General features: G+C 63.4%; 18 protein-coding genes and 5 pseudogenes. 13 read left to right on the top strand and 10 right to left on the bottom strand.

Translation table 11 applies throughout. From position 1 onward, the window contains the following. Positions 1 to 171: 171 nt before the first annotated feature. A protein-coding gene (locus tag LIN44_RS09850; protein ID WP_163013128.1) for an IS3-like element ISButh1 family transposase occupies positions 172 to 1,370 on the bottom strand; the annotation gives its coding sequence in 2 pieces (ribosomal slippage) (positions 172 to 1,055 and positions 1,055 to 1,370; 1,200 coding nt in all). A 131-nt stretch (positions 1,371 to 1,501) separates the two neighbouring features. Between LIN44_RS09850 and LIN44_RS09845 the strand changes: the two genes are divergently transcribed. From LIN44_RS09845 to LIN44_RS09825, 5 genes and pseudogenes are all read left to right on the top strand, one after another. After that, positions 1,502 to 1,828, top strand: a complete 327-nt coding sequence (locus LIN44_RS09845) for a four-helix bundle copper-binding protein (RefSeq protein ID WP_062799392.1) — start codon at positions 1,502 to 1,504, stop codon at positions 1,826 to 1,828. Positions 1,829 to 2,025: 197 nt separating this feature from the next. Next, positions 2,026 to 3,840: a glycoside hydrolase family 15 protein gene (locus LIN44_RS09840; protein ID WP_053821782.1), complete on the top strand. Its 1,815-nt coding sequence runs from the start codon at positions 2,026 to 2,028 to the stop codon at positions 3,838 to 3,840. After that, the gene (locus tag LIN44_RS09835; protein WP_053821783.1) at positions 3,841 to 4,836 is read left to right on the top strand and encodes an SDR family oxidoreductase; all 996 of its coding nucleotides are present in this window, start codon (positions 3,841 to 3,843) and stop codon (positions 4,834 to 4,836) included. It abuts the gene before it with no gap. Positions 4,837 to 4,857: 21 nt separating this feature from the next. Next, positions 4,858 to 7,548: a vitamin K epoxide reductase family protein gene (locus LIN44_RS27595; RefSeq protein WP_116359820.1), complete on the top strand. Its 2,691-nt coding sequence runs from the start codon at positions 4,858 to 4,860 to the stop codon at positions 7,546 to 7,548. 249 nt (positions 7,549 to 7,797) lie between these two features. Further along, positions 7,798 to 9,549: pseudogene (locus LIN44_RS09825) on the top strand (Tn3 family transposase); the annotation flags it as partial. A gap of 346 nt (positions 9,550 to 9,895) precedes the next feature. On the opposite strand, the gene merR reads toward LIN44_RS09825, so the two are convergent. Continuing rightward, complete coding sequence (gene merR, locus LIN44_RS09820; RefSeq protein ID WP_062799388.1) at positions 9,896 to 10,303, bottom strand: Hg(II)-responsive transcriptional regulator; 408 nt, start codon at positions 10,301 to 10,303, stop codon at positions 9,896 to 9,898. A 71-nt stretch (positions 10,304 to 10,374) separates the two neighbouring features. On the opposite strand from merR, the gene merT reads away from it, so the two are divergent. The 6 genes and pseudogenes from merT to LIN44_RS09790 all read left to right on the top strand — a co-directional run bounded on the left by merT (position 10,375) and on the right by LIN44_RS09790 (position 16,564). Further along, positions 10,375 to 10,725: a mercuric ion transporter MerT gene (gene merT / locus LIN44_RS09815; RefSeq protein WP_062799386.1), complete on the top strand. Its 351-nt coding sequence runs from the start codon at positions 10,375 to 10,377 to the stop codon at positions 10,723 to 10,725. A 13-nt stretch (positions 10,726 to 10,738) separates the two neighbouring features. Further along, positions 10,739 to 11,011, top strand: coding sequence for a mercury resistance system periplasmic binding protein MerP (gene merP, locus LIN44_RS09810; RefSeq protein ID WP_062799383.1), 273 nt, complete (start codon positions 10,739 to 10,741; stop codon positions 11,009 to 11,011). 28 nt (positions 11,012 to 11,039) lie between these two features. After that, positions 11,040 to 11,459, top strand: a complete 420-nt coding sequence (gene merC, locus LIN44_RS09805; protein WP_062799381.1) for an organomercurial transporter MerC — start codon at positions 11,040 to 11,042, stop codon at positions 11,457 to 11,459. Positions 11,460 to 11,499: 40 nt separating this feature from the next. Beyond that, positions 11,500 to 13,185, top strand: coding sequence for a mercury(II) reductase (merA, locus tag LIN44_RS09800; RefSeq protein WP_062799379.1), 1,686 nt, complete (start codon positions 11,500 to 11,502; stop codon positions 13,183 to 13,185). Beyond that, positions 13,145 to 13,408: pseudogene (locus tag LIN44_RS09795) on the top strand (DoxX family membrane protein); the annotation flags it as partial. The gene merA and the pseudogene LIN44_RS09795, both read left to right, overlap by 41 nt. A 218-nt stretch (positions 13,409 to 13,626) precedes the next feature. After that, positions 13,627 to 16,564, top strand: a pseudogene (locus LIN44_RS09790) (Tn3 family transposase). Between the two features lie 58 nt (positions 16,565 to 16,622). On the opposite strand, the pseudogene dsbD reads toward LIN44_RS09790, so the two are convergent. The 3 genes and pseudogenes from dsbD to LIN44_RS09775 form a co-directional block, all read right to left on the bottom strand. Next, positions 16,623 to 18,559: pseudogene (gene dsbD / locus LIN44_RS09785) on the bottom strand (protein-disulfide reductase DsbD). Between the two features lie 190 nt (positions 18,560 to 18,749). Then, positions 18,750 to 18,926 (bottom strand): hypothetical protein, encoded by a 177-nt coding sequence (locus tag LIN44_RS09780; protein WP_227311957.1) that lies wholly within the window; start codon positions 18,924 to 18,926, stop codon positions 18,750 to 18,752. A gap of 213 nt (positions 18,927 to 19,139) precedes the next feature. Next, positions 19,140 to 19,343, bottom strand: a pseudogene (locus tag LIN44_RS09775) (ubiquinol-cytochrome c reductase iron-sulfur subunit); the annotation flags it as partial. Positions 19,344 to 19,436: 93 nt separating this feature from the next. On the opposite strand from LIN44_RS09775, the gene LIN44_RS09770 reads away from it, so the two are divergent. Next, positions 19,437 to 20,635 (top strand): IS3-like element ISButh1 family transposase gene (locus tag LIN44_RS09770; RefSeq protein WP_163013128.1). Its coding sequence is split into 2 segments (ribosomal slippage): positions 19,437 to 19,752 and positions 19,752 to 20,635, totalling 1,200 coding nucleotides; the frame shifts between segments, so codons are not numbered across the junction. 49 nt (positions 20,636 to 20,684) lie between these two features. Here LIN44_RS09770 and LIN44_RS09765 read toward each other — a convergent pair. The 5 genes from LIN44_RS09765 to cueR all read right to left on the bottom strand — a co-directional run bounded on the left by LIN44_RS09765 (position 20,685) and on the right by cueR (position 24,729). After that, positions 20,685 to 20,987, bottom strand: coding sequence for a hypothetical protein (locus LIN44_RS09765; RefSeq protein WP_062799373.1), 303 nt, complete (start codon positions 20,985 to 20,987; stop codon positions 20,685 to 20,687). Positions 20,988 to 21,142: 155 nt separating this feature from the next. Then, positions 21,143 to 21,385 (bottom strand): hypothetical protein, encoded by a 243-nt coding sequence (locus LIN44_RS09760; RefSeq protein WP_116359830.1) that lies wholly within the window; start codon positions 21,383 to 21,385, stop codon positions 21,143 to 21,145. Between the two features lie 120 nt (positions 21,386 to 21,505). Continuing rightward, positions 21,506 to 21,763 carry a hypothetical protein gene (locus LIN44_RS09755; RefSeq protein WP_062799371.1) on the bottom strand — a complete coding sequence of 86 codons (258 nt, stop codon included), beginning with the start codon at positions 21,761 to 21,763 and terminating at the stop codon, positions 21,506 to 21,508. 96 nt (positions 21,764 to 21,859) lie between these two features. Continuing rightward, complete coding sequence (locus LIN44_RS09750) at positions 21,860 to 24,112, bottom strand: heavy metal translocating P-type ATPase (protein ID WP_062799369.1); 2,253 nt, start codon at positions 24,110 to 24,112, stop codon at positions 21,860 to 21,862. 188 nt (positions 24,113 to 24,300) lie between these two features. Continuing rightward, on the bottom strand, positions 24,301 to 24,729 hold the full coding sequence (gene cueR, locus LIN44_RS09745; RefSeq protein WP_062799367.1) for a Cu(I)-responsive transcriptional regulator: 429 nt from the start codon (positions 24,727 to 24,729) through the stop codon (positions 24,301 to 24,303). Positions 24,730 to 24,967: 238 nt separating this feature from the next. Between cueR and LIN44_RS09740 the strand changes: the two genes are divergently transcribed. Continuing rightward, entirely contained in the window at positions 24,968 to 25,369 is a 402-nt protein-coding gene (locus LIN44_RS09740; protein ID WP_062799365.1) for a hypothetical protein, read from the top strand. The last annotated feature ends 32 nt before the right edge of the window (positions 25,370 to 25,401 follow it).

Raw genomic sequence — 25,401 nt, 5'->3', positions numbered from 1 at the left:
TCATCAGCCTGGCCAAAACATGTGCTGTCACCGGTTTCGTCATCGTCGCGTAATGCTCCTGTAAGGCAGTCGCTCCCATGCTGTCGTCTGCTTCCTGTGGCGCGCGAATTGCTCTCAATTTGGCGGCGTCTCGCTGGAGTTGCCCCTGTAACTCAGGACACGCGGACACCGTTAGGTTGATGACACCGCATTACGCCTGAACTCGCGAGGCGAGCGGTATTTCAGGGCTTTGTGCGGGTGGCGCTCATTGTAGTGTTCAAACGCGATTGCCAGACGCGAGAGCGCTGTTGGTGCGTCAGACTTGTCCATATAGGCGACGTAATTGTGCTTCATGGTCTTCACGAACGATTCCGCCATGCCATTGCTCTGCGGCGAACGGACCGGTGTGGTCAGCGGCTCAAGACCCAGTTCGCGAGCGAAGCTGCGCGTGCGGTGGTCGATGTAGGCCGAGCCGTTGTCCGTCAGCCATTCAATGGGCTGCGCGGCCTGCGTGGTGCCGAAGCGCTGTTCGACGGCGGCCAGCATCACGTCGCGCACCACATCACCGCTATGCCCGCCGGTCGTTGCTGCCCAGCTAATCGCCTCGCGGTCGCAGCAGTCCAGCGCAAACGTCACGCGCAGCGGCGTACCATCGTCGCACCGGAACTCGAAGCCATCGGAGCACCAGCGGGTGTTGCTGCGGTCCACCGCAACGCGACCGTCATGTCGCCGCTTATCTCGCCGCACGCCAGGGCGGCGCAGCAGCAACTGATGCTCCCGCATGACCCGATACACGCGCTTGACGTTGATGCACGGCGCACCGCTCTGCTCCCGACTGCGGCGCAGCAGCGCCCAGACACGGCGGTAGCCGTAGGTGGGAAGGTGCGCCACATGGGCCTGAATCTCCTCGACCAGCCCGGCATCGTTGGTCACGCGGGCACGGCGACCATCGCGCCAGTCGGACGAGCGAGCTCGCTTCACCGCCACGGCAGAGCGCGCCACGCCGAGAACTTCGCAGACCGTCTTCATCGGTCGTCCCCCGGCAGCAAGGGCGAGCGCGCAATCAGGTTTTTTGAACGGCCCCATTCCACGGCTTCTTTCAGGATTTCGACCTCCAGCGTCTTCTTCCCGAGTAGCCGTTGCAGTTCCTTGATTTCCTTGATGGCGGCGGCCAGCTCAGATGCCGGCACAACGGTTTCGCCTGCCTTCACCGCCGCCAGACTGCCTTCCTGGTATTGCTTGCGCCAGCCAAACACTTGGTTGGCGTTGACGCCGTGCCGACGTGCAACGGCCGACACCGATGCTCCCGGCTCCAATGTTTCCTGCACGATGGCGATTTTTTCTTGCGCCGTGCGCCGCCGACGGCGCTCCGGCTCGGTCAGAATTTCGATGCTTTCCACGTAATGACTAGGCTTACTGATAGGCACAAGACTATCCCTTATTTTAAGAGAGTCCTCGTGTCCTCAGATACGTGGGGCCGCTCCACTCGCAACGCTGGTCGAATTTCTTTAGGAGCTTTGCCATGCCACATGAAAACTATCTATCTTGTATTGAAGCCTGTCACGCCTGCACAGTCGCCTGTCATCACTGTGCTGCGTCTTGTCTGCGTGAGCCAGAGGTTGAGGCCATGAAACGCTGCATCGCACTCGACCTGGACTGTGCCGAAACATGTGCCTATGCCGCGGCGATGATGGCGCGCGACAGCCAGTACGCGCGCGCGATATGCGCGCTGTGCGCGAAGGTCTGTGAAGAGTGTGGGACGGAGTGCGCCAAGCACGAAGCGCAGCATTGCCAAGAGTGCGCACGTGCCTGTCAGGAGTGCGCGCAGGTCTGTCGCGCCATGGCGTAGATCCAGGTAGCCCAACGACTCGATCTTGGACGGCAACGCGCGGCTCGGGTGGTGAAGCCATGGCACGCCGCGAACTTGAGCCGTGTAACGGCAGGCATAGCGCGTTGTAGTTCTTTCCCGCGCTAGCGCCAGATGTAAGCCAGGATCCCGACCTCGGCAACGCGTGTTGCCAGCGTGGCGAGGGTCAAGGAGACGGAGTGTTCACCAACCCCAGGTATCCGCCCATTGCCGACTATGCCGTCATTGGCAACACGCATAGCGTGGCGTTGGTGAGCACGTCGGGATCCATCGACTGGTGCTGTATGCCGCACTTTGACGCCGGCGCCGTATTTTGCAGATTGCTCGATGCTAACCGAGGAGGCTACTTTCAAATCCGGCCGACGGGTCGTGCGATCAGTTCGCGCTATTACCGGGTCCCAGGGGGCGTACTGGAAACCATGTTTGAAGCCAGCGGCGGGATCCTTCGCCTGACCGACTTCATGCATAGCGAGCGTCTCGCACGCAGTCGGCTGGACCATGACTCACCCGAGTGCCATCGGCTGTTGCGGCGCATTGAGGCGACCGTTGGCGAGGTGAGGGTGGAACTAGTGTTCAGTCCGAGCTTTGACTATGCGCGCAAGCCCCACCAATGGGAAGTCGGTTCGCATGGCGTGACCGCTGTATGCGAACACCAACGTCTCAGCCTGGTATGTTCGCCGCCGCTGCCGCTGGCGACCGAAGCGCACCGCGCCAAAGGCGTGGCCATCGTGCGGCCCGGCGCGCCGCTGTGGGCGATTGCGTCCTTCCAACAAGACGGGCCGGACCGGCCTGTGCACGACCCCCAGGCGGTCCTTGATGAGACCCTACGACATTGGGGCGAGTGGCAGCAGCAATGCACCTATCGCGGTCCCTTCGAACGAGAAGTGCGCACCAGCGCCTGTGTTCTCAAGTTGCTGACGTTTGGCCCGACCGGAGCACTGGTGGCGGCGCCAACCACCTCGCTGCCGGAGTGGATCGGTAGCAGCCGCAATTGGGACTATCGGTTTTGTTGGCTGCGCGACTCGGCCATGGTGCTGCGCGCGTTGATGGCGCTGGGCCATCACGAGGCCGCAATGGACTTCTTTCGTTGGATCGAGCGATTTTGCGATCTCAAACGACTGCAGATCATGTACCGGATCGATGGCAGCCCGAACCTGCCTGAGCAGGAGCTTCGCCATCTTGACGGGTACCGTGCGTCCCGTCCGGTGCGTATCGGCAATGCGGCGGCGGAACAGGTGCAACTGGATGTCTATGGGCATGTCCTCGACGCGGCCTGGGTGTGCCAACAGGGCATGCCAATGACACTGTCCGCCCCAATGCGGCGCGTGCTCGCCCGGCTAGCCGACGCCGCCGCGGCGCGCTGGCGTGAGCCGGACCAAGGATTCTGGGAAACGCGCGGGGTGCCCCAGCATTTCGTATCATCCAAGCTGATGTGCTGGGTCGCGTTGGACCGTGCCATTGCGCTGGCACAGGCTGGGCAACTCGACGGAAACGTTGCTGTCTGGAAGCTCGAACGGGACGCGCTGCGTCGCGTCATCGAGGGGCAGGGGTTTCACCACGGGACTGGCGCGTTCACGCAAAGTTTCGGATCGCCAGCTTTGGATGCGAGCGCGCTACTGATCCCGCTGACCGGCTTTCTCCCCCCAACTGACGCGCGCGTGAAAGCAACCGTGGCCCGCATTCAGCGGGATCTCACCAAGGATTCGCTGGTCTATCGGTACCGCATCCACGATGGCGTGCCAGGAGAAGAGGCGACCCTCGCCATCTGCAGCTTCTGGCTGGTACAAGTCCTGGCCCGACAAGGCCGGGCCAAGGAGGCGATCAAACTCTTTCGGCACATCTGCTCGTTTGCCAGCGATCTCGGCTTATTCGCGGAAGAGATCGACCCGGATAGCAAGGCGCTGCTGGGCAACTATCCGCAAGGCTATACCCATCTGGCACTGATCCAGGCTGCGCTGGACATTCAGCAAGCGCAGCAACGCGGGGAGGCCTGAATGCATCCGCCCAACGTTGTTGTCGTCACCGGTGGCACCGCAGGCGTGGGGCTCGCTGCCGTGCGGGCCTTTGCGCAGCGCGGGGACTGGATCGCAATCCTGGCAAGAGAGCCGGATCGCCTGGCCCGGGTCTGTAGCGAATTGCGCGACCTGGGGATCCTGGCGCTGGGCATCCCCGTCGATGTCGCCGATGCCCAGCAGGTGGAGGCAGCAGCGTCGCGCATTGAGCTCGAACTGGGACTGATCACGATTTGGGTGAACAATGTCTCGACGACCGTGTTTGCGCCGGTCGCCGAAACAACGGCGGCCGAGTATCGCCGCGTCACGGAAGTGGTCTATCTGGGCGCGGTGCATGGCACGTTGGCCGCGCTGAAACGCATGTCGGCGCGCAATCATGGCTGTATTGTGCAGACCGGCTCGGCGCTGGCCTATCGGTCCATCCCGCTACAGTCAGCATACTGTGGGGCGAAGGCGGCGATCCGTGGCTTTACCGATTCCCTGCGTTCGGAACTCGTTCACGATCATTCGTCGGTGAGACTGACGATGGTGCATTTATCGGCGTTCAATACGCCGCAATTCGATTGGTGCCGCAGCAAGTTGCCACGCCGTGCCCAACCAGTGCCGCCAATATTCCAGCCGGAAATCGCCGGCGAGGCCATTGTCTGGGCAGCCACGCACGGCCCTCGCGAGGTATGGGTGGGCTGGCCAGCCGCCAAAACCATTCTGTCCAGTCGATTTTTCCCAGGCCTGGGTGATCGTGTGGCGGCCAGACAGGCCTATGAGGCACAGCAGACCCAGGAACCCGCCCACCCCGATCGGGCCGATAACCTGTTTGTACCGGTCGTGGGCTTGTTTGCAGCACATGGCCGCTTTGACAATCAAGCGAAGTCAACCAGTGCGCAGTGGTGGATCTGCGTGCATCGCTGGCAAGTGTCCGCAGCGATCGGTGTGGCCGCCGTGGCTGGCCTGCTCGGTCTCTTCATGATAGTCAGATAACACCCCGGCAAGGAGTCGGCGTTGGCACATAGCACGGACACGATTTTGGTAGTGGGGGCAGGATCGCTGCTCGGCCGCGCCGTAGTGGCGCGCCTGTTGCAGCAATACCGTGTGGTCGCGCTCGATGGCGAAGACCTTGCCGCAGCGTTCCCCAGTGCGCTAGCGCTTCGCATCGACGCGACACGTGAAAAAGATATGGCGCAGGCATTCGATGCGGTGATAGCCGGTCACGGCGAGCTTATAACGTCGGTCGTCTATGTGGTCAGCGAGATGGAAGACGCGCCCAATGCGGACGGCAGCGTGCAGCGGATCGCGGCGGAACTCGACCTTGTCGGCAACCTGCAACGCATCATTGTTGAATTGCTGCGGTGCGCGGTGGGTCAATTCGTGCTGGCCGGCACCTTGCTAGTCCATGCCCCGTCGCAACCCGGCAATCCGATCAATGAAGCCTCGCCCATCGATCCCAAATCGCCATTGCGGGCGATGATGATCAGGGCGGAGCACCTGCTCCAGCACGAACTCGGCGCCGTACCGCGGTTGATGCTGCGGCTCGCGCCGCTCTACGACGATCTCGGTCATAACGCTTTCCTGGTGCAGCAGATCGCGGCAAGCTACGAGTCCAGCCTTGTCGCCCGGGCCGACGCACATCCGGACACCGCCCATGTGTTCCTGCACGTCGATGACGCGGCAGCGGCGGTCGCGCACGCTGTCGCAGCGCGCGGCCAGTTGCCTTGCAAGTTGTCGTTAGTGCTTGCCGAGGAGGAGGCAGTGACACCAAGGCAACTGCGGGCAGCAATTTTGCACGCACTGGATGGCCCGGGCGAAGCGATGCGGCCGCAGGCCGGCGTCGGGGCGCGCCTTTACTCACGCTGCCAGCATGCGCGAAATGTCGGTGACGCCTCTGACCCGGAACTGCGATGCCTGGCAAGCGATCATTATGAAGTGGACAGCGCCAGCGCGCGCGAGAGGCTAAATTGGCGGCCTGAGCGCCGAATTCTAGAAACGATGCCTCGCATCATCGCGGCGCTGAAGCAGGACCCGGTCAGTTGGTATCGCGCTAACCGGCTAAACACGGCCATCATCGCCGACCATCACCCCGTGGTGCGACACGGCAGCGTGACCGTCAAGGGCGCGCCGGAAATCAGCGGCTCCGCCGCTAAGCACGAGCACGAGCACGAGCACGAGCACGAGCACGAGCACGCGCAGCATATGCGCGACGCCCATTACAGCCTGTTATGGGCGCATTATCTCAACATCTTGCTTGGTGCCTGGTTACTCACAAGCCCTTTTGTCTTGGGCGCCTTTGATACTCGGGAGTTTGGCACGCTGGTAATGCAAGTGACCGCAGAACGCGGTCTTGCGCCCCCTGCGTTGCGCATGACGTGGCTGGGCTGGAGCGACATGGCCAGCGGCAGCCTGATCATGGGCTTCGCCACATTGTCTCTTTCGCGTCGCTTTTCATGGGCGCAGTGGGGCAACGCCTGTGTCGGGCTCTGGTTGCTGTTCGCGCCACTGGTGTTCTGGGCGCCGTCCCCGGCCGTCTACAACAACGATGTGATCGTCGGCGGCTTCCTCATCGCCTTTGCCATCCTCGTACCCATGATGCCAGGCATGAGCATGGCGTCGATGAAGGACCAGTCCGATCTGCCGGTCGGGTGGACGTACTCGCCGTCCACCTATTTGCAGCGGCTGCCCATTATCGGGCTGGCCCTGTTCGGGTTCCTGATCGCACGCCAGCTCACGGCGTATCAACTCGGCCATGCGGCGGCGGTTTGGGAGCCGTTCTTTTCTCCTGACGCGCAAAAAAACGGGACGGAAACCATTATTACCTCCGCCGTGTCCCGGTCCTGGCCGATTCCGGACGGTGGCCTTGGCGCGGTCAGTTATCTGCTGGAGGTGTTGATGGGCGCGATGGGTGGGCGCCAGCGTTGGCGCACCATGCCTTGGATGGTGGCGGCATTTGGGATCGTCGTCGTGCCCCTTGGCGTGGTGAGCATCTATTTCATCATTATCCAGCCAATCGTGATCGGGACCTGGTGCACGTTGTGCCTGATCGCTGCGGGCGCAATGACGCTGATGATCCCTTATACGTTGGATGAACTGGTTGCAATGGGTCAGTTTCTGGGACAAGCGCATCGGCGCGGCGAGCCGGTACTTCGCCTCTTCTTCGTGGGCGGCGCCTCGCCAGGAAGCCAGCGCGACCGGCGTCCCGGTTTCGATAGCGCATTGTCCGACGCGATGGCGTCGGCGTTGCGTGGTGTGCAATGGCCCTGGACACTGGTTGCGTGTGTCGGAGTTGGCATCGCGCTGATGTTCACGCGCCTGTTGTTTGGCACCATTCCGCCGTTAGCGGACAGCGATCATTTGATCGGTGCGCTCGTAATTGTTGTCGCTGTGGCCGCGCTCGCAGAGGTAGCAAGGTTACTGCGCTGGATCAATGTCGGCTTTGGCGCTTGGTTGGTCATCGCACCGTGGGTGCTCAGCGGCGGAAATTCCGCGGCGGCGGCATTTGGGGCCGTCGCAGGGCTTGCGTTGATCGGATTGAGCCTGCCGCGCGGCTGGCGCAGCCGGGAGCACTATGGTAGCTGGGTCGGCTCATTCGGTAGCGGAATGCGGCGAACTGGCGGCGGAGTCGCCGCCAGTTTGACCGTCGGCCAGCGTGCCTTTGTTATCGGACCTCGCCTTCATGCATCATGCCTAACAATCATCTAGCCATCATTAACCTCTCCCGCCTTGACATCCTGATTGCGTCGCTTCAGGCAAACGCCGCCTTGCAACGTCGCCGACTTGTGCGCAGTCGGCCAGCAGCAGCGAAGGACGGCCGGGCGCAAAACTTGCTGGAAGTACAACTCGCAGCGCTCACCGCCCTACGGGCGATACGCTTTAATCTAGTAGAGTCGGCACCAGCGCCACGCAATGTTGATGGCGCCGCAATATTTGATCAGGCCGCACGGCGGCAGTCTGGCTGCCATCGATACGATCCGGACGATGAACGTCAACGATGTGCGCAAAGTCCCGGCCGACGCGCCGACCTCCTTCATCAAGAAGCGCTGGGAGCCACTGGTACGCACCAAGAACGGCATCGATCGTCGCTACTATGAGCTGTGCGCGCTGTCCGAACTCAGAAACCGCCTGCGCTCCGGCGACATCTGGGTCCAGGGCTCGCGCCAGTTCAAGGATTTCGATGAGTACCTGCTGCCCGCCGAGAAATTCGTCGCACTCAGACAGAGCCGCTTGCTGCCCCTGCCCATCGCCACCGATTGCGAGCGCTACTTGAGCGAGCGGCGCGGGCTGCTTGAACTGAAGCTGGCCACCGCCAACCGGTTGGCCGCCGCCAACAAGCTGCCGGACGCGATCATCACTCAGTCGGGCCTGAAGATCTCGCCGCTCGATGCGGCCGTCCCGATGGAAGCGCAGACCCTGATCGATCAGACCGCGCTCATGCTGCCGCGCGTCAAGATTACGGAACTGCTGATGGAAGTCGACGGCTGGACCGGCTTTACCCGGCATTTCACGCACCTGAAGACCAGTGAGCCTGCCGCCGACAAGACGCTGCTGCTCACGACCATTCTTGCCGACGCCATTAACCTCGGGCTAACGAAGATGGCGGAATCCTGCCCGGGCACCAGTTACGCCAAGCTCTCCTGGCTGCAGGCCTGGCATATTCGGGACGAGACCTATGCTCAGGGCCTGGCGGATCTGGTCAACGCGCAGTCCGCCCATGCGTTCGCTGCCCATTGGGGCGATGGCAGCACCTCATCGTCGGATGGCCAGCGATTCAAGGCGGGCGGCCGTGCCGAAAGCACCGGCCACGTCAACCCAAAGTATGGCTCGGAGCCCGGCCGGATGATCTACACGCACATCTCGGATCAGTACGCGCCGTATCACTCCAAGCTGGTGAACGTCGGCGTCCGTGACTCCACCTATGTGCTCGACGGCCTGCTGTACCACGAGTCGGACCTGCGGGTCCAGGAGCACTACACGGACACCAACGGCTTCACGGACCACGTCTTCGCCCTGATGCATCTGCTCGGGTTCCGGTTCTCCCCGCGCATTCGCGACCTCGCGGACTCAAGGCTGTACATCCCCGGCAATCCTGACGACTATCCGGCATTGGCCCCTATGATCGGCGGCGCGTACAAAGAGAGACTGATTCGCACGCACTGGGACGAGGTGCTGCGCCTCGCGACGTCGATCCGGCAGGGCACGGTCACCGCCTCGCTGATGCTGCGCAAGCTCGGCAGCTACCCGCGACAGAACGGACTGGCGGTCGCCCTCCGCGAGCTCGGCCGCATCGAGCGGACGATATTCACCTTGGACTGGCTGCAGGACCTGGAACTGCGTCGGCGCTCCCATGCGGGGCTCAACAAGGGGGAAGCGCGCAACGCCTTGGCACGGTCCGTGTTCTTCTACCGGCTTGGCGAGATCCGCGATCGCAACTTCGAACAGCAGCGCTACCGTGCCAGCGGACTGAACCTGGTCACCGCGGCCATCGTCCTGTGGAACACGGTCTACCTTGAACGTGCCGTGCAGGCGCTGGTGGAGCGCGGCATGCCCATCGATCCGTCCCTGTTTTCGTACCTGTCGCCGCTCGGCTGGGAACACATCAACCTGACCGGCGACTACGTGTGGCGTCAGAGCCAAAAGCTCCAAGATGGAAAATTCCGCCCGCTGCGATCGCTTCCGGAGGTGCGTTGGCCTAGCGCTGCCTGAACCCGCAATTCACCGGCGTTACGACTTCACGACCGTTCTCGGGCAGGGCCAACACCGGCATGGCACTTACACGGCGCCACATTGTCGTATCCAACCACTGGGCCGCCCCTCGTTGGCCAAGCCGAGGGCGTCGTAGAGGAATGTACGACTGGATCTTACAGCACAAGCGCGCCTTGCAAGCGCTGCGCCCGCTGGTGCCGCTTTGTCCCCCCGACGATGTCTGACTCGACTAGGTCGCTTGCCCCTCGATACGGGGCATATGAGGCTGGCTGCGCCGAAGCCGTACAAAAGAAGCCGGAACGAACTGGGGCAGCGTAGCCCGCGTCCACTACGTCCTTTGGCGCACTTATCCCGCTTGCAGCGCTGCGATCAGCGGGCAGGATACGTTACCCTGGCTGGCATGACAGGCGCCCACCAGTTCGGACAGCACGGCCTCCATGCGTCTCAGGTCGGCCAGCTTTGCGCGCACGTCATTGAGCTTGCGCTCGGCTAGGCTGCTCGCTTCCTCGCAATGGGTGCCGTCCTCCAGGCGAAGCAGTTCACCGATTTCTTCCAGACTGAATCCCAGCCGCTGCGCCGATTTCATGAAGCGCACCCGGACCACATCCGTTTCGCCATAGCGACGAATCCCGCCGGCGGGCTTATCTGGCTCTGGCAGCAGCCCCTTGCGCTGGTAGAACCGGATCGTTTCCACGTTGACACCAGCCGCCTTGGCGAAGGCGCCGATGGTCAGGCTCTCCAATCCGCTCCGCATATCGCTTGACTCCGTACATAAGTACGGAAGTAAGGTTACGCTATCCCTACCTACTAAGAAAGGAAAAACGCATGTCACGACTGCAAGCCGGGCGCCGTGCGCTCTTTGCCGGTGGCATCGCCGCAATCCTCGCCTCCACCTGCTGCTTGGGGCCGCTGCTCCTGATCGCGCTCGGTTTCAGCGGGGCCTGGATCGGGAATTTAACGGCGCTGGAGCCATATCGGCCGCTGTTTCTCGGCACCGCAGTGCTGGCTCTGTTCGTCGCCTGGCGGCGCGTTTTACGCCCGGCGCAAGTCTGCAAGCCGGGCGAGGCCTGCGCTATCCCGCGGGTACGCGCCACCTACAAGCTCATTTTCTGGGTCGTCGCCCTGCTGGTTCTGGTTGCGCTCGGCTTTCCCTACGTGATGCCATGGTTCTACTGATCAGGAGTTCGCCATGAAGAAGCTGTTTGCCGCCCTCGCTCTCGCCGCCGTTGCTCCGGCGTGGGCCGCCATGCAAGCCGTCACGCTGTCCGTGCCGGGCATGACTTGCGAAACCTGCCCGATCACGGTCAAAAAGGCGCTCTCCAAGGTCGACGGCGTGACCAAGACCGAAGTGAGCTTCGAGAAGCGCCAGGCCGTCGTCACCTTCGACGATGCCAAGACCAGCGTGCAGAAACTGACCAAGGCGACCGAGGACGCGGGCTATCCGTCCAGCGTCAAGCGGTAAGCCCCGGATCGAACATGGGAGTGACCGCATGGGACGGATCACGCGCGTGACCAACAAGGCAGGGGCGCTCGGCGGTATCGTCTCGGCGATGGGTTGCGCGAGTTGCTTTCCCGCCATCGCCGGCTTGGGCGCGGCTATTGGCCTAGGCTTCCTGAGCCAGTACGAAGGGCTGTTCATTAGCGTTCTGCTGCGGGTGTTCGCTGGTATCGCGCTACTCGCCAATGCGACTGCCTGGTTTAGCCATCGGCAGTGGCAACGGACCGCACTCGGCGTGATCGGCCCACTCCTGGTACTGACGGCGGTGTATTTGACGGTTGGCCGGCGCAGCGAGGCGCTGCTCTATGTCGGCCTGAGTTTCATGGTCGGCGTATCGATCTGGGACTTCATCTCGCCGGCAAAGCGCTGCGGGGCACCGAACGCCTGTGAACCCCCGGTCAAGCGCGGCTGACCGCATTGGCCGCTGCCGAAGTGAACATTGGAACTGTGGTATGACCCACTTGAAGATTACTGGAATGACCTGCGACTCGTGCGCCGTCCACGTCAAGGATGCCTTGGAGAAGGTGCCGGGCGTGCGGTCTGCGGTCGTGTCCTACCCGAAGGGGACGGCGCAAATCGCCGCCGAACCCGGCACGTCGCCAGATGCGCTGACTGGCGCCGTGGCCGGACTCGGCTACCGGGCCATGCTCGCCGAGGCCCCGCCGGCGGAAAAGCGCGGCAGCCTGCTCGACAAGGCGTTCGGCTGGCTGGGCCGCGGTGAGAAATCCGCAGGCGAAGGCTGCGGGCTTCGCATCGCCGTCATCGGCAGCGGCGGCGCCGCGATGGCGGCGGCCCTCAAGGCCGTCGAGCAAGGCGCCGAGGTGACCCTGATCGAGCGCGGCACCATCGGCGGCACCTGCGTCAACGTTGGCTGTGTGCCGTCCAAGATCATGATCCGCGCGGCCCACATTGCCCATCTACGCCGCGCAAGCCCGTTCGACGGGGGCATCCAGGCCACGCCACCGGCGATCCTGCGCGAGCGCCTGCTCGCCCAGCAGCAGGGGCGTGTCGATGAGCTGCGCCACGCCAAGTACGAGGGCATCCTCGCGAGCACGCCGGCCATCACGGTGCTGCGCGGCGAGGCCTGCTTCCAGAACGGACACACCTTGAGCGTGCGCCTGGCCGAAGGCGGCGAGCGCGAGGTGGCGTTTGACCGCTGCCTGATCGCTACTGGTGCCAGTCCGGCTGTGCCGCCGATCCCCGGTCTGAAGGACACCCCGTACTGGACCTCGAACGAGGCGCTGGCCAGCAACATCCTTCCTAAGCGGCTGGCCGTGATCGGCTCGTCGGTGGTGGCCGTGGAGCTGGCGCAGGCCTTCGCCCGGCTCGGCAGTCAGGTCACGATCCTGGCCCGCAGCACGCTGTTCTTCCGCGAGGATCCGGCCATCGGCGAGGCCGTCACGGCCGCCTTCCGTGTCGAGGACATCACGGTGCTGGAACACACGCAGGCCAGCCAAGTGGCCTACGCGAACGGCGAATTCGTGCTCACTACCGGGCACGGCGAAATCCGCGCCGACCAGTTGCTGATCGCCACCGGCCGCGCGCCGAACACGCGTGAGCTGGCACTGGAGGCGGCGGGGGTGACGGTCAACGCGCAGGGCGCCATCGTCATCGACAACGGCATGCGAACCACCGCGCAACACATCTACGCCGCCGGCGACTGCACCGACCAGCCGCAGTTCGTTTACGTGGCCGCGGCGGCCGGCACCCGCGCGGCGATTAATATGACCGGAGGCGATGCCGCGCTTGATCTGAGCGCCGTGCCGGCGGTCGTGTTCACCGACCCGCAGGTCGCCACCGTGGGCTACAGCGAGGCGGAAGCGCACCACGACGGCATCGAGACCGATAGCCGCCTGCTCACGCTCGACAATGTGCCGCGCGCGTTGGCCAACTTCGACACGCGCGGCTTCATCAAGCTGGTTGCCGAGGCAGGATCGGACCGCCTGATCGGCGTGCAGGCGGTGGCGCCTGAAGCGGGTGAGCTGATCCAGACGGCGGCGCTGGCGATCCGGGCGCGGATGACCGTGCAAGAGCTGGCCGACCACTTGTTCCCATACCTGACGATGGTCGAGGGGCTGAAGCTCGCGGCGCAGACCTTTGCCAAGGACGTCACGCAACTGTCTTGCTGTGCGGGTTGAGAAAAAGCCAACCGTCTGGAACTCGGCGATGGCCAAGCTGGCCAACTGGAATACCGCCCTCGAACTGTTCCGCGGGGACTACCGGGTGCCGCTGGTGCCCTCGAAGTCTGCGGCCTACCTGGCGGTGTCAATCGAGCTGACCGCCCCAGCTCTGCTGTTGCTGGGACTAGCGACCCGCGCCGTGGGGATGGTCCTGCTCGGCATGACGGCGGTGATCGGCGTCCCCTTGATTTCGGTGCAATTTACCGGGGTAGCCACCCTTAGCATTCACGCGGGTTTCCGGGCGGCGTCCGGGAAAATACCCCAGTAAATCAATAAGTTGCTGTCTACTGTCGCCAGTTGGGCGCGATTGCCTCATAGCGCACTTATTGTGTCGAAACGTTGCGTCCCGGTCTCATTGCCGATAACCTCAGCGGTCCGTCTTACGCTTGGGAGAGCGCGATGGATCACTGGCAACTGGCGTATCTGGGCATGCGGCAGATTCCGCGCGAACTCAGCGAGTTTGAGCTTACCACGTTCTTCACCTTCTCCGCCAAAGAGCGGGCCCTGATCCATGCGCGGCGCAGCCATTTGTACCGCTTGGCCTGTGCCGTTCACATTGGCTTTGTCCGCATGACGGGGCGCACCCTCGATGCCTACAAGCAGGTGCCAAAATTCCTCTGGGCCTTTGTGGGCGCGCAACTCGGCATCACGCCGCCGGACATGGGCACGCTGAGCGCGCTGTATGACGGGCGCACCGATACCTTGGTGGACCATCAGATGCTGGCCTACCAAGCCCTGGGGTTCAGCCCGATGGCAGAGCATCAGCGACGTTACGTGACGCGCTGGCTCAAGGAGCGGCTGGCAGGGCAACCGAGCCGCAGTGACCTGCTGCACGAGTTGAAGCGCTGGCTCTACGAGCATCGCATCCTGATTCCGCATGACCGAGCGCTGAAGCGGCTGATCAGCCAGGCCGGAGAGGCATTCGAGTCGGCCCTGGCTGACGCGCTGGTGCAGGCCTACGGCGAGGTTTCCCTCGATGCGTGGGGTGCCCTGCTACCGCGGCCAGAAAACGACCGGCCGAGCCTACAACAATGGCTGTGGGCTGTCCCGCTACGCAATTCGACCCATCAGATGGGCGAGTTGTTCGACAAGATCGACCGCCTGTACAAGCTGGGCATCCACAGCGGTTGGCCGGCAGCCTGCAATGAGGCGGTGGTGCGGCACTATGCGCGGCGCTGTGCCAACCGCCCGGCGTCGGTCAGCAAGCGGGTCGCGCAACAGTCCCGCCGCCTGGAATCGGCTTGCTTTTTACGCTATGCCTTATGCGCGGCCACGGATCAATTGTCGTCCATGCTGCGGCACTGGATTCGCAAATGCGTCAACGATGCCGGACGCCTAATTGACGCGGGCCGACCGGACCCAGGTACCAAGTTGGGGGAATTCGCTGCCGCCGTCAAAGCGCTGGTCGCAGACGAGACGCAGACAAGGGATGCCCTCTGTCAGCAACTGAGCAATCTGGCTGACGAGGCAGCTGGTCAGCATCTAGCGAGCCGTGCCAGCCTCATCCGCGCGCAACTCCTGTCGCGACACAGGCTATCCCGTGCCTTGCTGGGCAGACTGGTTCATCTGCCATTTGCGGCACAGTCGGCCCACCCGGTGATCGAGGCAATGGAGGTACTGCGCAAGCTCTATGCGCGCAGGGCCGACTGGCTCCCTGATCGGGTGATGGTTCGATTGGGACGCGCCTGGCAGCCAGCACTAGAGGGCTTGGATCGCAAGCGGGCCCTGGCCGCCTTCGAGTGGGGGACGCTGTTTGCCCTGCGGGTGGCGCTGCGCAATGGCTCGGTCTTCCTGGACCACAGCTTCGCCTTCCGCAGTCAGGCGGCCCTACTCATCTCCAAAGAGGATTGGCAAGCCCGGCGTAACCATTTCTACGGTCATCTCAAGCTGCCGCAGGACGCCAAGGCGTTCCTCGATCCTGTGGTGGCGCACCTGGACGCGGGGCTCGCCAGGTTGCGCGATGCAGTCCAGCGTGGGGAGCTGAACATTGATAGCGCCATCCATATCGATCCGCTCACGGCAAAGAAACCGGAAGCCTCTGTGGAGGCGCTGCGACGCGCGCTGTTCGAGCGGCACCCCGGTGGACAATTGCCCGAAATCCTGCTGGAGATTGACAGCAGCACCCACTTCAGCTGGCTCCTGCTGGGTCGGGAACCGCATTCGCGCAGCGAGCTGCTGATGATCTACGCTGCAGTGCTGGCGCACGGCACCTCAATGTCGGCGGCGGACCTCGCACGGATGGTGCCGGAGTTGTCGCCCAGCGCGATCCGGCAAATGATGCATCGCATCGCGGACGAGCGCAAACTGCGCCAGGCCGCCGATGCCGTCCTGATCTTCATGCATCAGCACCCGATCGCCCAGCACTGGGGGCGCGCCGATCTGGCGTCGTCGGACATGATGTCGCTGGAGACCACGCGCACAGTCTGGCGGGCACGGGCTGATCCGCGCCGGCGCACGGCATCGATCGGTATGTACACGCATGTCCGGGACCGCTGGGGCATCTTCTATGACCAGCCGATCCTACTGAACGAGCGGCAGGCCGGTGTCGCCATTGAGGGCGTCATCCGCCAGAGCGGATCGGAAGACGTGGCACAACTAGCGGTCGATACCCATGGCTACACCGATTTCGCCATGAGCCTGTCCCGGCTACTTGGCTTCGATCTCTGCCCGCGGCTTGCCCACCTGCGCGATCGCCGCCTGCATGTGCCCAGGGATCACGAGATACCGGCGGAATTGGCTGCGGTGGCGGACGCGGATGTCCGGCTGGTCTTGATCGAACGTGCCTGGGACGAACTGGTCCGGATCGCGGCATCGGTGCAAAGCGGGGCAATGTACGGCAGTGCAGGCCCTGATGCGTTTCGGTGCAGCGGCGAAAGGTCAACCCATCTATGAGGCTGGCGTGCATCTCGGGCGGCTGTTTCGCACGATCTTCCTCATCGACTATTTCACCAATCCCGCGTTCCGCCATGAGATGCAGCATGCCTTGAACCGCGGCGAGGCGGTCCACACGGTGCAGCGGGCCATCCACTATGGCAAGATTCCGTTGGAATTGACCCGGCACGATGCGTCGCTGGCGGCGGTGTCGTCGGCTCTGACCTTGTTGTCCAATGCCGTGATGGCCTGGAACACGCTGCACATGCAGCGCGCGCTGGACGCGATTGAGGCCATCGGCGGCGAATCCATGCGTGCCGAGGATTTGCGCCAGATTGCGCCGACTCGTCTGGAAGGCATCAATTTGCGTGGTACTTTCGATTTTCCGATTGCACGTTACGCCCATCGGCTGCTGCCGAGTGCGACGAGCACGCCGGACTCACCATCGCAGTGGCGCACTGCATAGCCCATTTTTTTTCGGATTGTGCCGTTATCCTCGCGGGTTGGAGTCGGTGATGTCATCCTTAGGGCCTGCCTTCCTTACCGAAGGCGCGCTCGAGGCTATCAAGGAAACGCGATGCGGATTGATAGCCGATGACCCGCACCGGGCTCTCTCGCCCATCGGCGCCGAACAAGATGATGCCGGGCGGCCCGAATAGGCCGAAGCGCTTTAGCAACGCCTTGTCGTCGGCGTTGTTTTGTGTCACATCAGCTCGAAGTACGACAACCCCGGCCAACTGCGTCTGAACTCCGGGATCGCTGAAAGTCGTCTCCATCTCCTTACAGCTGACACACCAGTCGGCATAGAAATCGAGCAGTACCGGCTTGCGGGCCGCAACGGCCTGCGCCAGACGTGCGTCGAGCTCGGCCACCGAGCGGATCCGCGCGAAGTGCACCACCGCGTGGTCGGCGGCGGTGGCTGGCGACGACTGGCGAGTGCGCAGGTGCGACAGAGGCTGCAGCAGATCCCGCCCGCCCGACGCCAGCCCGACCAACAGGATGGTTCCCGCCAGCGCGGCGATCAGGCCCAGGCCCTTGCCCAGCCGGGCCACGCCATGCGGTTTGGGGCCAAGCGAATCGAAGGCGCCCAGGAAAACTGCGGCGATCAGCAGCAGAGCGGCCCACGTTGCCATCACGGCCCAGGGTGGCAATAGCGGGGTGATCACCCAAGTTCGCCTCGCCCAGCAGCAGAAAGCCAAGGCAACGCTTGGTCACCTCCAGCCAGTGCCCGGCGCGCGGCGGGAGATTGCCGGCGGCGACGCCGGCCAGCACCAGCGACAACCCCATGCCGATCGCCAATGCGAATAACGCACCGCCTCCGGTCATGGCATCACCGGTTCGTGCGAGATAGGCGAGCGTGCTCGATAGCGGCGCCGGCATGATGCGCGCGACGGCCAACGCGGACATCGCCCCCAGTGCTGCGGCAGCCCGACGATCCAGCTGCTGTGCGGATGTCGTCGATCGGGGCTGCCGCAGCAGCGCGCGGAGCCCGAACATCGATAGCGCCAGGGCCACGAGCAACGTGGCGAAGGCCCCGAGCGCCCAGGGCGTCAGCAGCCCTGTCAAGACCCTCTCACCGAGCCACCCGGTGGCCATGCCGACGCCGGCATAGGCTACCGCCGAGCCGAGCACGTAGTCTAGCGAGATGATCAGCGCACGGCTGCGTGTCACGTGCTCGCCCACGACGATGGACCAAAGGATCGGCACCATCGGCAGCACGCTCGACGTGACCGTCAGCAGCAGGCCGAAGCCGAGGAAGAGCAGCGCGATTGCCCCAAGCTGGTGGCTGGTCAGCGCGCGAATGATGCGGTCGCCGTCATCGCCATGTGGCACGATCTCCGGTATCGCATGCCCGCCCTGGTATTCGCCCGCTCCGGGAGAGGTTACTGCAGTCGGTGGCACAAGCATCGCCATTGGCGTGCCACCCTCGCGCTTATCAAATAGGCCCGCCGAGCGGGCTGCCGCCCACCTTGTATACGCTCTCCATCGGTGGATAACAGATTCCCTTGTCGGCGCAGCCTTGCGATGTCACGACCAGCGTCCATTCGCCATCCGCAGGAGTGACCTCCACTGGCACGCGAATCTTGACGCCACCATGGTAGATCTCCATCTCCTTGCCAAACGCCTCGTCGTACTTAACCTGCCCTGGTGGAAGCACAGGTGTACCGAGCTTCACCCCTGCCGGCCGGGCAGCAAAGGCGAATCGCTCACGGTAGAGGTGATAGCCGTCCGCGATGTCGAAGTGCACCTCGATGGCGTGTTCGTCGAGTTGCCGGGCCGCAAAGCGCAAGGCCCGCTCAGGCGGCAGAAGATCTTCCTCGCCCACGGCGCGGGAAACGCCAGCGGCGCCCGCGATACAGAGCCACGTGACGAGGAGCAGCCCCAGGAGGAATTGCCCCGGAGCCAAGCGCCATACTCGCCCGGTGTCGCCCGTACGCGCCACTGCCATGCCAGTTTGCATAGCCCACCTCTGGAACTGAATTACCGGCCACGCAATGCCGCGGCTCGTGCCACTTGCATTCCGACCGGTGCCACGTGCCGCCGCAACTCCGTTCAACGGGCATCGTTATCTGGCCCTGCGGCCGATCTGTGCCTCGCCGCATTCATGGGCGCTCATCCCCGCCGGCACCCAACGCACCAGCCGATTCGGGTCATTCGGCTGTATCCACTGACGCTCCCGGGGGAACGTGTAGATGCAAGAACCTCTCGACGGCGATTACCGCCACAATCCCGGCGCCTGGCACGGTGGATTGTCCTACCTCGATGATCGCTTTGGTGATGGCCTCGACGTCGCTTTCCTCCGCGAAGATCTCGATCTTGGTGTGCACGGGTGGTCAGATCGCTCGAGAAGAAATTCCGATACTCGCCGTACCCCTTGACTTTCGTTGCGGTCAATCCGGGCGCGTGGACGGTTGCGAGGCGCTTCTCCAGCTTCTCCAAAAGCTCAGAGGGCACGATGGCAATAACACATATGGTACTCATGGGCGCCTCCTTGACAACGCAGGGTTGGACGATCAGCAGTGCACTGTCGGGGTAAGTCATCATCCGGTTCCATTGCGATCCTGGCCGATCACCAGACGGGTTTCGCCTTGATACGCGTGCGGTGGGATCTCCAGATTGAGCGGCGCTGGGACGTTGCGGAACACGCGGCCGGCCAGGTCAAACTTGGAACCATGGCAAGGGCAAAAAAAGCCACCAGGCCAGTCATCCCCCAAGTCCGCCGCGCCGACGTCCGGGCGATAGGTGGAGCGGCCCCACGTATCTGAGGACACGAGGACTCTCTTAAAATAAGGGATAGTCTTGTGCCTATCAGTAAGCCTAGTCATTACGTGGAAAGCATCGAAATTCTGACCGAGCCGGAGCGCCGTCGGCGGCGCACGGCGCAAGAAAAAATCGCCATCGTGCAGGAAACATTGGAGCCGGGAGCATCGGTGTCGGCCGTTGCACGTCGGCACGGCGTCAACGCCAACCAAGTGTTTGGCTGGCGCAAGCAATACCAGGAAGGCAGTCTGGCGGCGGTGAAGGCAGGCGAAACCGTTGTGCCGGCATCTGAGCTGGCCGCCGCCATCAAGGAAATCAAGGAACTGCAACGGCTACTCGGGAAGAAGACGCTGGAGGTCGAAATCCTGAAAGAAGCCGTGGAATGGGGCCGTTCAAAAAACCTGATTGCGCGCTCGCCCTTGCTGCCGGGGGACGACCGATGAAGACGGTCTGCGAAGTTCTCGGCGTGGCGCGCTCTGCCGTGGCGGTGAAGCGAGCTCGCTCGTCCGACTGGCGCGATGGTCGCCGTGCCCGCGTGACCAACGATGCCGGGCTGGTCGAGGAGATTCAGGCCCATGTGGCGCACCTTCCCACCTACGGCTACCGCCGTGTCTGGGCGCTGCTGCGCCGCAGTCGGGAGCAGAGCGGTGCGCCGTGCATCAACGTCAAGCGCGTGTATCGGGTCATGCGGGAGCATCAGTTGCTGCTGCGCCGCCCTGGCGTGCGGCGAGATAAGCGGCGACATGACGGTCGCGTTGCGGTGGACCGCAGCAACACCCGCTGGTGCTCCGATGGCTTCGAGTTCCGGTGCGACGATGGTACGCCGCTGCGCGTGACGTTTGCGCTGGACTGCTGCGACCGCGAGGCGATTAGCTGGGCAGCAACGACCGGCGGGCATAGCGGTGATGTGGTGCGCGACGTGATGCTGGCCGCCGTCGAACAGCGCTTCGGCACCACGCAGGCCGCGCAGCCCATTGAATGGCTGACGGACAACGGCTCGGCCTACATCGACCACCGCACGCGCAGCTTCGCTCGCGAACTGGGTCTTGAGCCGCTGACCACACCGGTCCGTTCGCCGCAGAGCAATGGCATGGCGGAATCGTTCGTGAAGACCATGAAGCACAATTACGTCGCCTATATGGACAAGTCTGACGCACCAACAGCGCTCTCGCGTCTGGCAATCGCGTTTGAACACTACAATGAGCGCCACCCGCACAAAGCCCTGAAATACCGCTCGCCTCGCGAGTTCAGGCGTAATGCGGTGTCATCAACCTAACGGTGTCCGCGTGTCCTGAGTTACAGGGGCAACTCCATGGACAGCGTCCTTACTTCGTCGGTGGCGTCTGGATCTTGTCCGCGTACTTGCGCATGATCTCGCCCATCGCCTGCATCATGTCCGCATGCATCTGCATCGAAAGCTTCTCGTTGCCAGGTGGCAGGCCCATCATCGGGCAGCTTCCCATCATGCCGCCGCCCATCATGTGGTCCATCATCATGTCGTGCCCCTTGTCCTGTGCACCCGTCTTGGCGCTTTCGGCGCCACGGGTTGCACCGGCCGCTGCGGACCAGCCGCTGGCGCCAAGCATCACCACGGCTAGGGTTGCGGCTACTAGTGATTTCGTATTCATGGCGATCTCCTTATCGATCGCGATTCAATGACCACGCGCCAATCCAGTACCAGACAAGTGGGCGGGCAGACAGTCAGTCCGGCTCCCTCAGGGCGGATGCCAGAGGCCGGATTGCACGGATGCATGCTTTGCCTGGTCGGCCGAAGCACCCTCAGTCACTTGGACTCGGAAGGCCCCATCGGGCTGCCGCCGCCGGTCGACTGGGAATCCATTTGTTTCATCATTGCATTGCAGCGCGCCAACATCGATGCCTGAGAGGCTGATGTACTGGAGGTCGCCGCAGGGTGTTGCGCTGCAGTGCGCGCGCGATTGATGACGTCCCAGTCGGGACCCGCGAGCGCCTGCGCGGTCGCGACGGCGAGTGAAATGAGAACGAGAGTCTTGAGAGTGGAATGCATGATGATCTTCCCCAGTATTCGGTTTTGTCTGGCTCAACCGCAACGGGTCAGAGCACCCACGCTCGGGTAGAGCCACCAAAGTCAAGCACGTGGCCGAAGTGGGCCACGCGTAGGGATAGATCAGATGCGCAAGCGGGCCGTTGCGAGATAGACCGGACCAGGCGAGTTGTTCGCGCTGTCAGCCGTGTGGAAGATGCGGAAGGTGTATGGCGTGGGCGGCAGAACGTGTTCAAGCCCAGCCATAGTCGGCAAGACACCGAGATCGGGCCCGTGACCGTTGCTGTCGGCCCAGTGCCGACCGTCCTGTTGATGGTCAGCGCACAAGGCCAACAACAGCAGCGCAAGCAAGCGAGTGAAGGGGCTGCGGCTATGCTTCATGAATCACGCCAGCATTTGTCCTAGTCTAGCCCCCCGATCTGGGCAGCAAGGCAAGGAGACACGGGTTGGTAGAGTCGAATTCACACATGACAATAGCTACGCCACGCGGCGTCTGAGTCGTAGCGCATTGGAGATCACTGAAACGGAACTCAGGCTCATGGCCAATGCCGCGATCATCGGCGACAGCAACCAGCCGGTGAACGGGTACAGCAACCCCGCCGCCAGCGGGATACCCAGCGCGTTATAGATAAAGGCGAAGCCCAGGTTCTGCCGCATGTTGGCGATAGTGGCCTCGGAGAGTTCGCGTGCTCGGGCGATACCGCGCAGATCGCCCTTGACGAGGGTCATCTGGGCGCTGTGCATCGCCACATCTGTGCCGGTTCCCATCGCAACGCCCACATCGGCCTTTGCCAATGCCGGCGCGTCGTTGATGCCGTCGCCCGCCATCGCAACCACGCGGCCTTCCCCTTGCAGCTTCTCGACGAGCGCCAGCTTGTCGGCCGGCTTCACTTCGCCATGAAACTCGTCGATGCCCAGGCGACCGGCTACCGCCTTCGCCGTGACAGCGCCGTCACCTGTCGCCATCACCACGCGGACCCCGGCTTGCCTGAGCGTCATCAGAGCCTCGGGCGTGCTGGCCTTGACGGGGTCGGAGACGGCAAGCAGACCGGCCAATGTTCGATCTGCCGCCAGATACATGACACTGGCGCCTTGCTGCCGCAGGGTATCCGCCTGAGACGCCAGTGGTGCAACGTCGACCTGTTCCTGCTGCATCAGGGCGGTGTTGCCCAGCACGAGCTGGTGGCCACCGACGCGGCCGCGTACCCCCATGCCCGTGTCCGAGGCGAAATCCTCCGCCTTCGCCAGGGCCAGGCCGCGCTCACGCGCGGCGGTGACGAGGGTCGCGGCTAGCGGATGTTCGCTGCCCTGGTCGAGGCTCGCGGCCAAACGAAGCACCTCGGTTTCCGTGAACGGATCGACACGATAGGCCCGTTCAAAACTCGGACGGCCTTCTGTCAGCGTGCCGGTCTTGTCCACGATCAGGGTGTCGACCTTGCGGAATTGCTCGATGGCCGCCGCGTCCCGGAACAGAATGCCCTTGGTCGCGCCATTCCCGCTGGCCACCATGATGGATGGGGTGGCCAATCCCAGCGCGCAGGGACAGGCAATGATCAGTACAGCCACCGCATTGACCAGGCCAAAGACCCAGCTCGGCTCGGGGCCGAAGACGCCCCAGGCGAAGAACGTGAGCAAGGCGATGGTTACGACCACCACCACGAACACGCCGGCGACCCGGTCCGCCATCCGCTGCATCGGCGCCTTGGAGCGCTGTGCCTGGGCCACCATCTGCACGATCTGCGACAGCACCGTCTGGGCGCCGACCTTTTCTGAGCGCATCACCAGGCTGCCCGAGGTGTTGATGGTGGCGCCGATCACGTGGTCGCCGACGCGCTTGGAGACGGGCAGAGGCTCACCGGTGATCATCGATTCGTCGATGGCGCTGGCCCCTTCGTTCACGACGCCATCCGTGGGCACCTTTTCGTCGGGCCGGACCCTCAGGAGATCGCCGACATGCACGTGCGTGAGCGGAATATCGGCCTCGCTGCCGTCCGGATTGAGGCGGCGTGCCGTCTTGGGGGCCAGGCCGAGCAGCGACTTGATGGCTGCCGAGGTCTGCGAGCGCGCCCGCAACTCGAAGATCTGGCCGAGCAACGTCAGCGAAATGATGACGGCCGCGGCTTCGAAGTAGACCGCGATCCGGCCGTGCATGAGAAAGGCGCGGGGAAACAGCTCTGGGGCAACGGTGGCGGCGACGCTGTAGACGAACGCCGTACCCGTACCCAGACCGATCAGCGTCCACATGTTCGGGCTGCGGTTTCGGAACGACTGGAGGCAGCGGACGTAGATGGGCCAGCCTGCCCAGAGGACCACCGGTGCGGACAAGACGAGTTCCACCCAGCTTTGCGTCGCGGGCTCCAGCACCCCGAGGCGGTCCCCAAGCATCACCAGCGACACGACGGCGATCGTCAGCGGCAAGGTCCACCAGAAGCGATGGCGAAACGCCGCGAGTTCGGGATTCTGGTCGTCGTCGAGGCTTGGCATGAGCGGCTCGAGTGCCATGCCGCACTTTGGGCACGTCCCGGGATGGTCCTCGCGGATTTCGGGGTGCATCGGGCACGTATAGGTCGTGCCCGGCGCCGTCTCGCCTTCATCGGGCGCCGAAACGCTTGGTGTCTCGACATAGCGCGTCGGCTCGGCCTCGAACCGCTTCTGGCAGCCGGCACTGCAGAAGAAGTATTGTGCCCCGGCATAGCTTGCCTGGTATGGCACATCCCGCATGACCGTCATTCCACACACAGGATCGCGTGCACTGGCCCCACAGACGGCAGCGCCGTGACTGGTGGAATCATGGTCTCGTCGATTCGGCGCATTTCCGCTGCCGTGCCCTACGTGCTCATCGTCTCGCGCTGCTGCCATCGCGTGATGTGAGGCAGGGTCGAGAGATTGCCGTTGTCGATCGCTCGTGGTCATCGCGCTCACTGCCTGGTTGCACGTACTGCCGCTCGATGTTTCGGCGGTTCGCCGCTGAACTCATCCAGGATCGGGCATTCGGGGCGGTCATCGCCTTCGCAATGTCGCGACAAGTACAGGAGCGTGTCACGCATGCTGGACAGTGAGGCAATGCGGGCGTCCAGCTCCTGGATTCGCTGTTCCGCAATCGCCTTTACCGTTGCACTCGCGCGCCGTTTGTTTTGCCACAACCCGAGCAACTCGCGGATCTGGGCCATCGAGAAGCCCATCGCCCGCGCTCGCCCAATGAAGCGCAGGGTATGAATGTCAGCTTGACCATACACCCGGTAGTTCCCCGCGCTGCGTGCGGCTGAAGTCACAAGACCAACGCTTTCGTAGTAGCGGATCATCTTGGCCGAGACGCCGGATGCGCCGGCGGCTTGTCCAATATTCATGATGTGCTCCTTACCTTCAATCCCTGTTGTCTCGGACACGCAACTTGAGCAAGCTGCGGGGTGGATGGCATCCAGGGTTCGATGACTCAACGATAGACCTTGCCCCGGTGGGAAGGTCAAGGACACGATCCTTCGGAAACTTGGGCCACGTTGCGAGAAGACCCGGGGCGAAAGGTCCGGTTGCATTACCCGCAAAAGACAGTATCCTTGCGACTATCACGCCCACCGCAAAGAACTCTTGCGTCACTCGGTCCGCCGGCATCCCTGGTTCGCCGGCCTCCTTCTCGTTGTGTTTCTGACAGTCCAACTGGCAGCGGCCGCGTACGCCTGTACCGGTAGCCGCTATCAGGTGGAAGGCAGCGGCACGACGGCGGCAATGACCGAATCCTGTGCCGATATGGCGGCTGGCGGTAGCGACCAAGGCACTGACCAGAGTGCGCTCTGCCTGGCGCACTGCCAGGCAGATTCCAAGAGCGCGGACCATGTTTCACCGCAGCTTCCGGCCTTCCTGCCAGTGCTGAAGAGCGTCGTGGAACCCACGCGCGTGGTCACGGCCGAGGTTCGCATCGCGCTGCGCGCCGAGGTCGAGGCGCGCGGCCCGCCGCCCCTGAACATCCTTCACTGCAGTTTTCAAACGTAGCCTCCAGATCGACGCCCATTCGGTGCTGCCCA

The sequence above is a fragment of the Cupriavidus sp. MP-37 genome, from assembly GCF_020618415.1.
Classification (GTDB): Bacteria; Pseudomonadota; Gammaproteobacteria; order Burkholderiales; family Burkholderiaceae; genus Cupriavidus.
The sequence above is the reverse complement of the archived record's forward strand: the minus strand, read 5'-3'. Positions and strand labels throughout refer to the sequence as shown.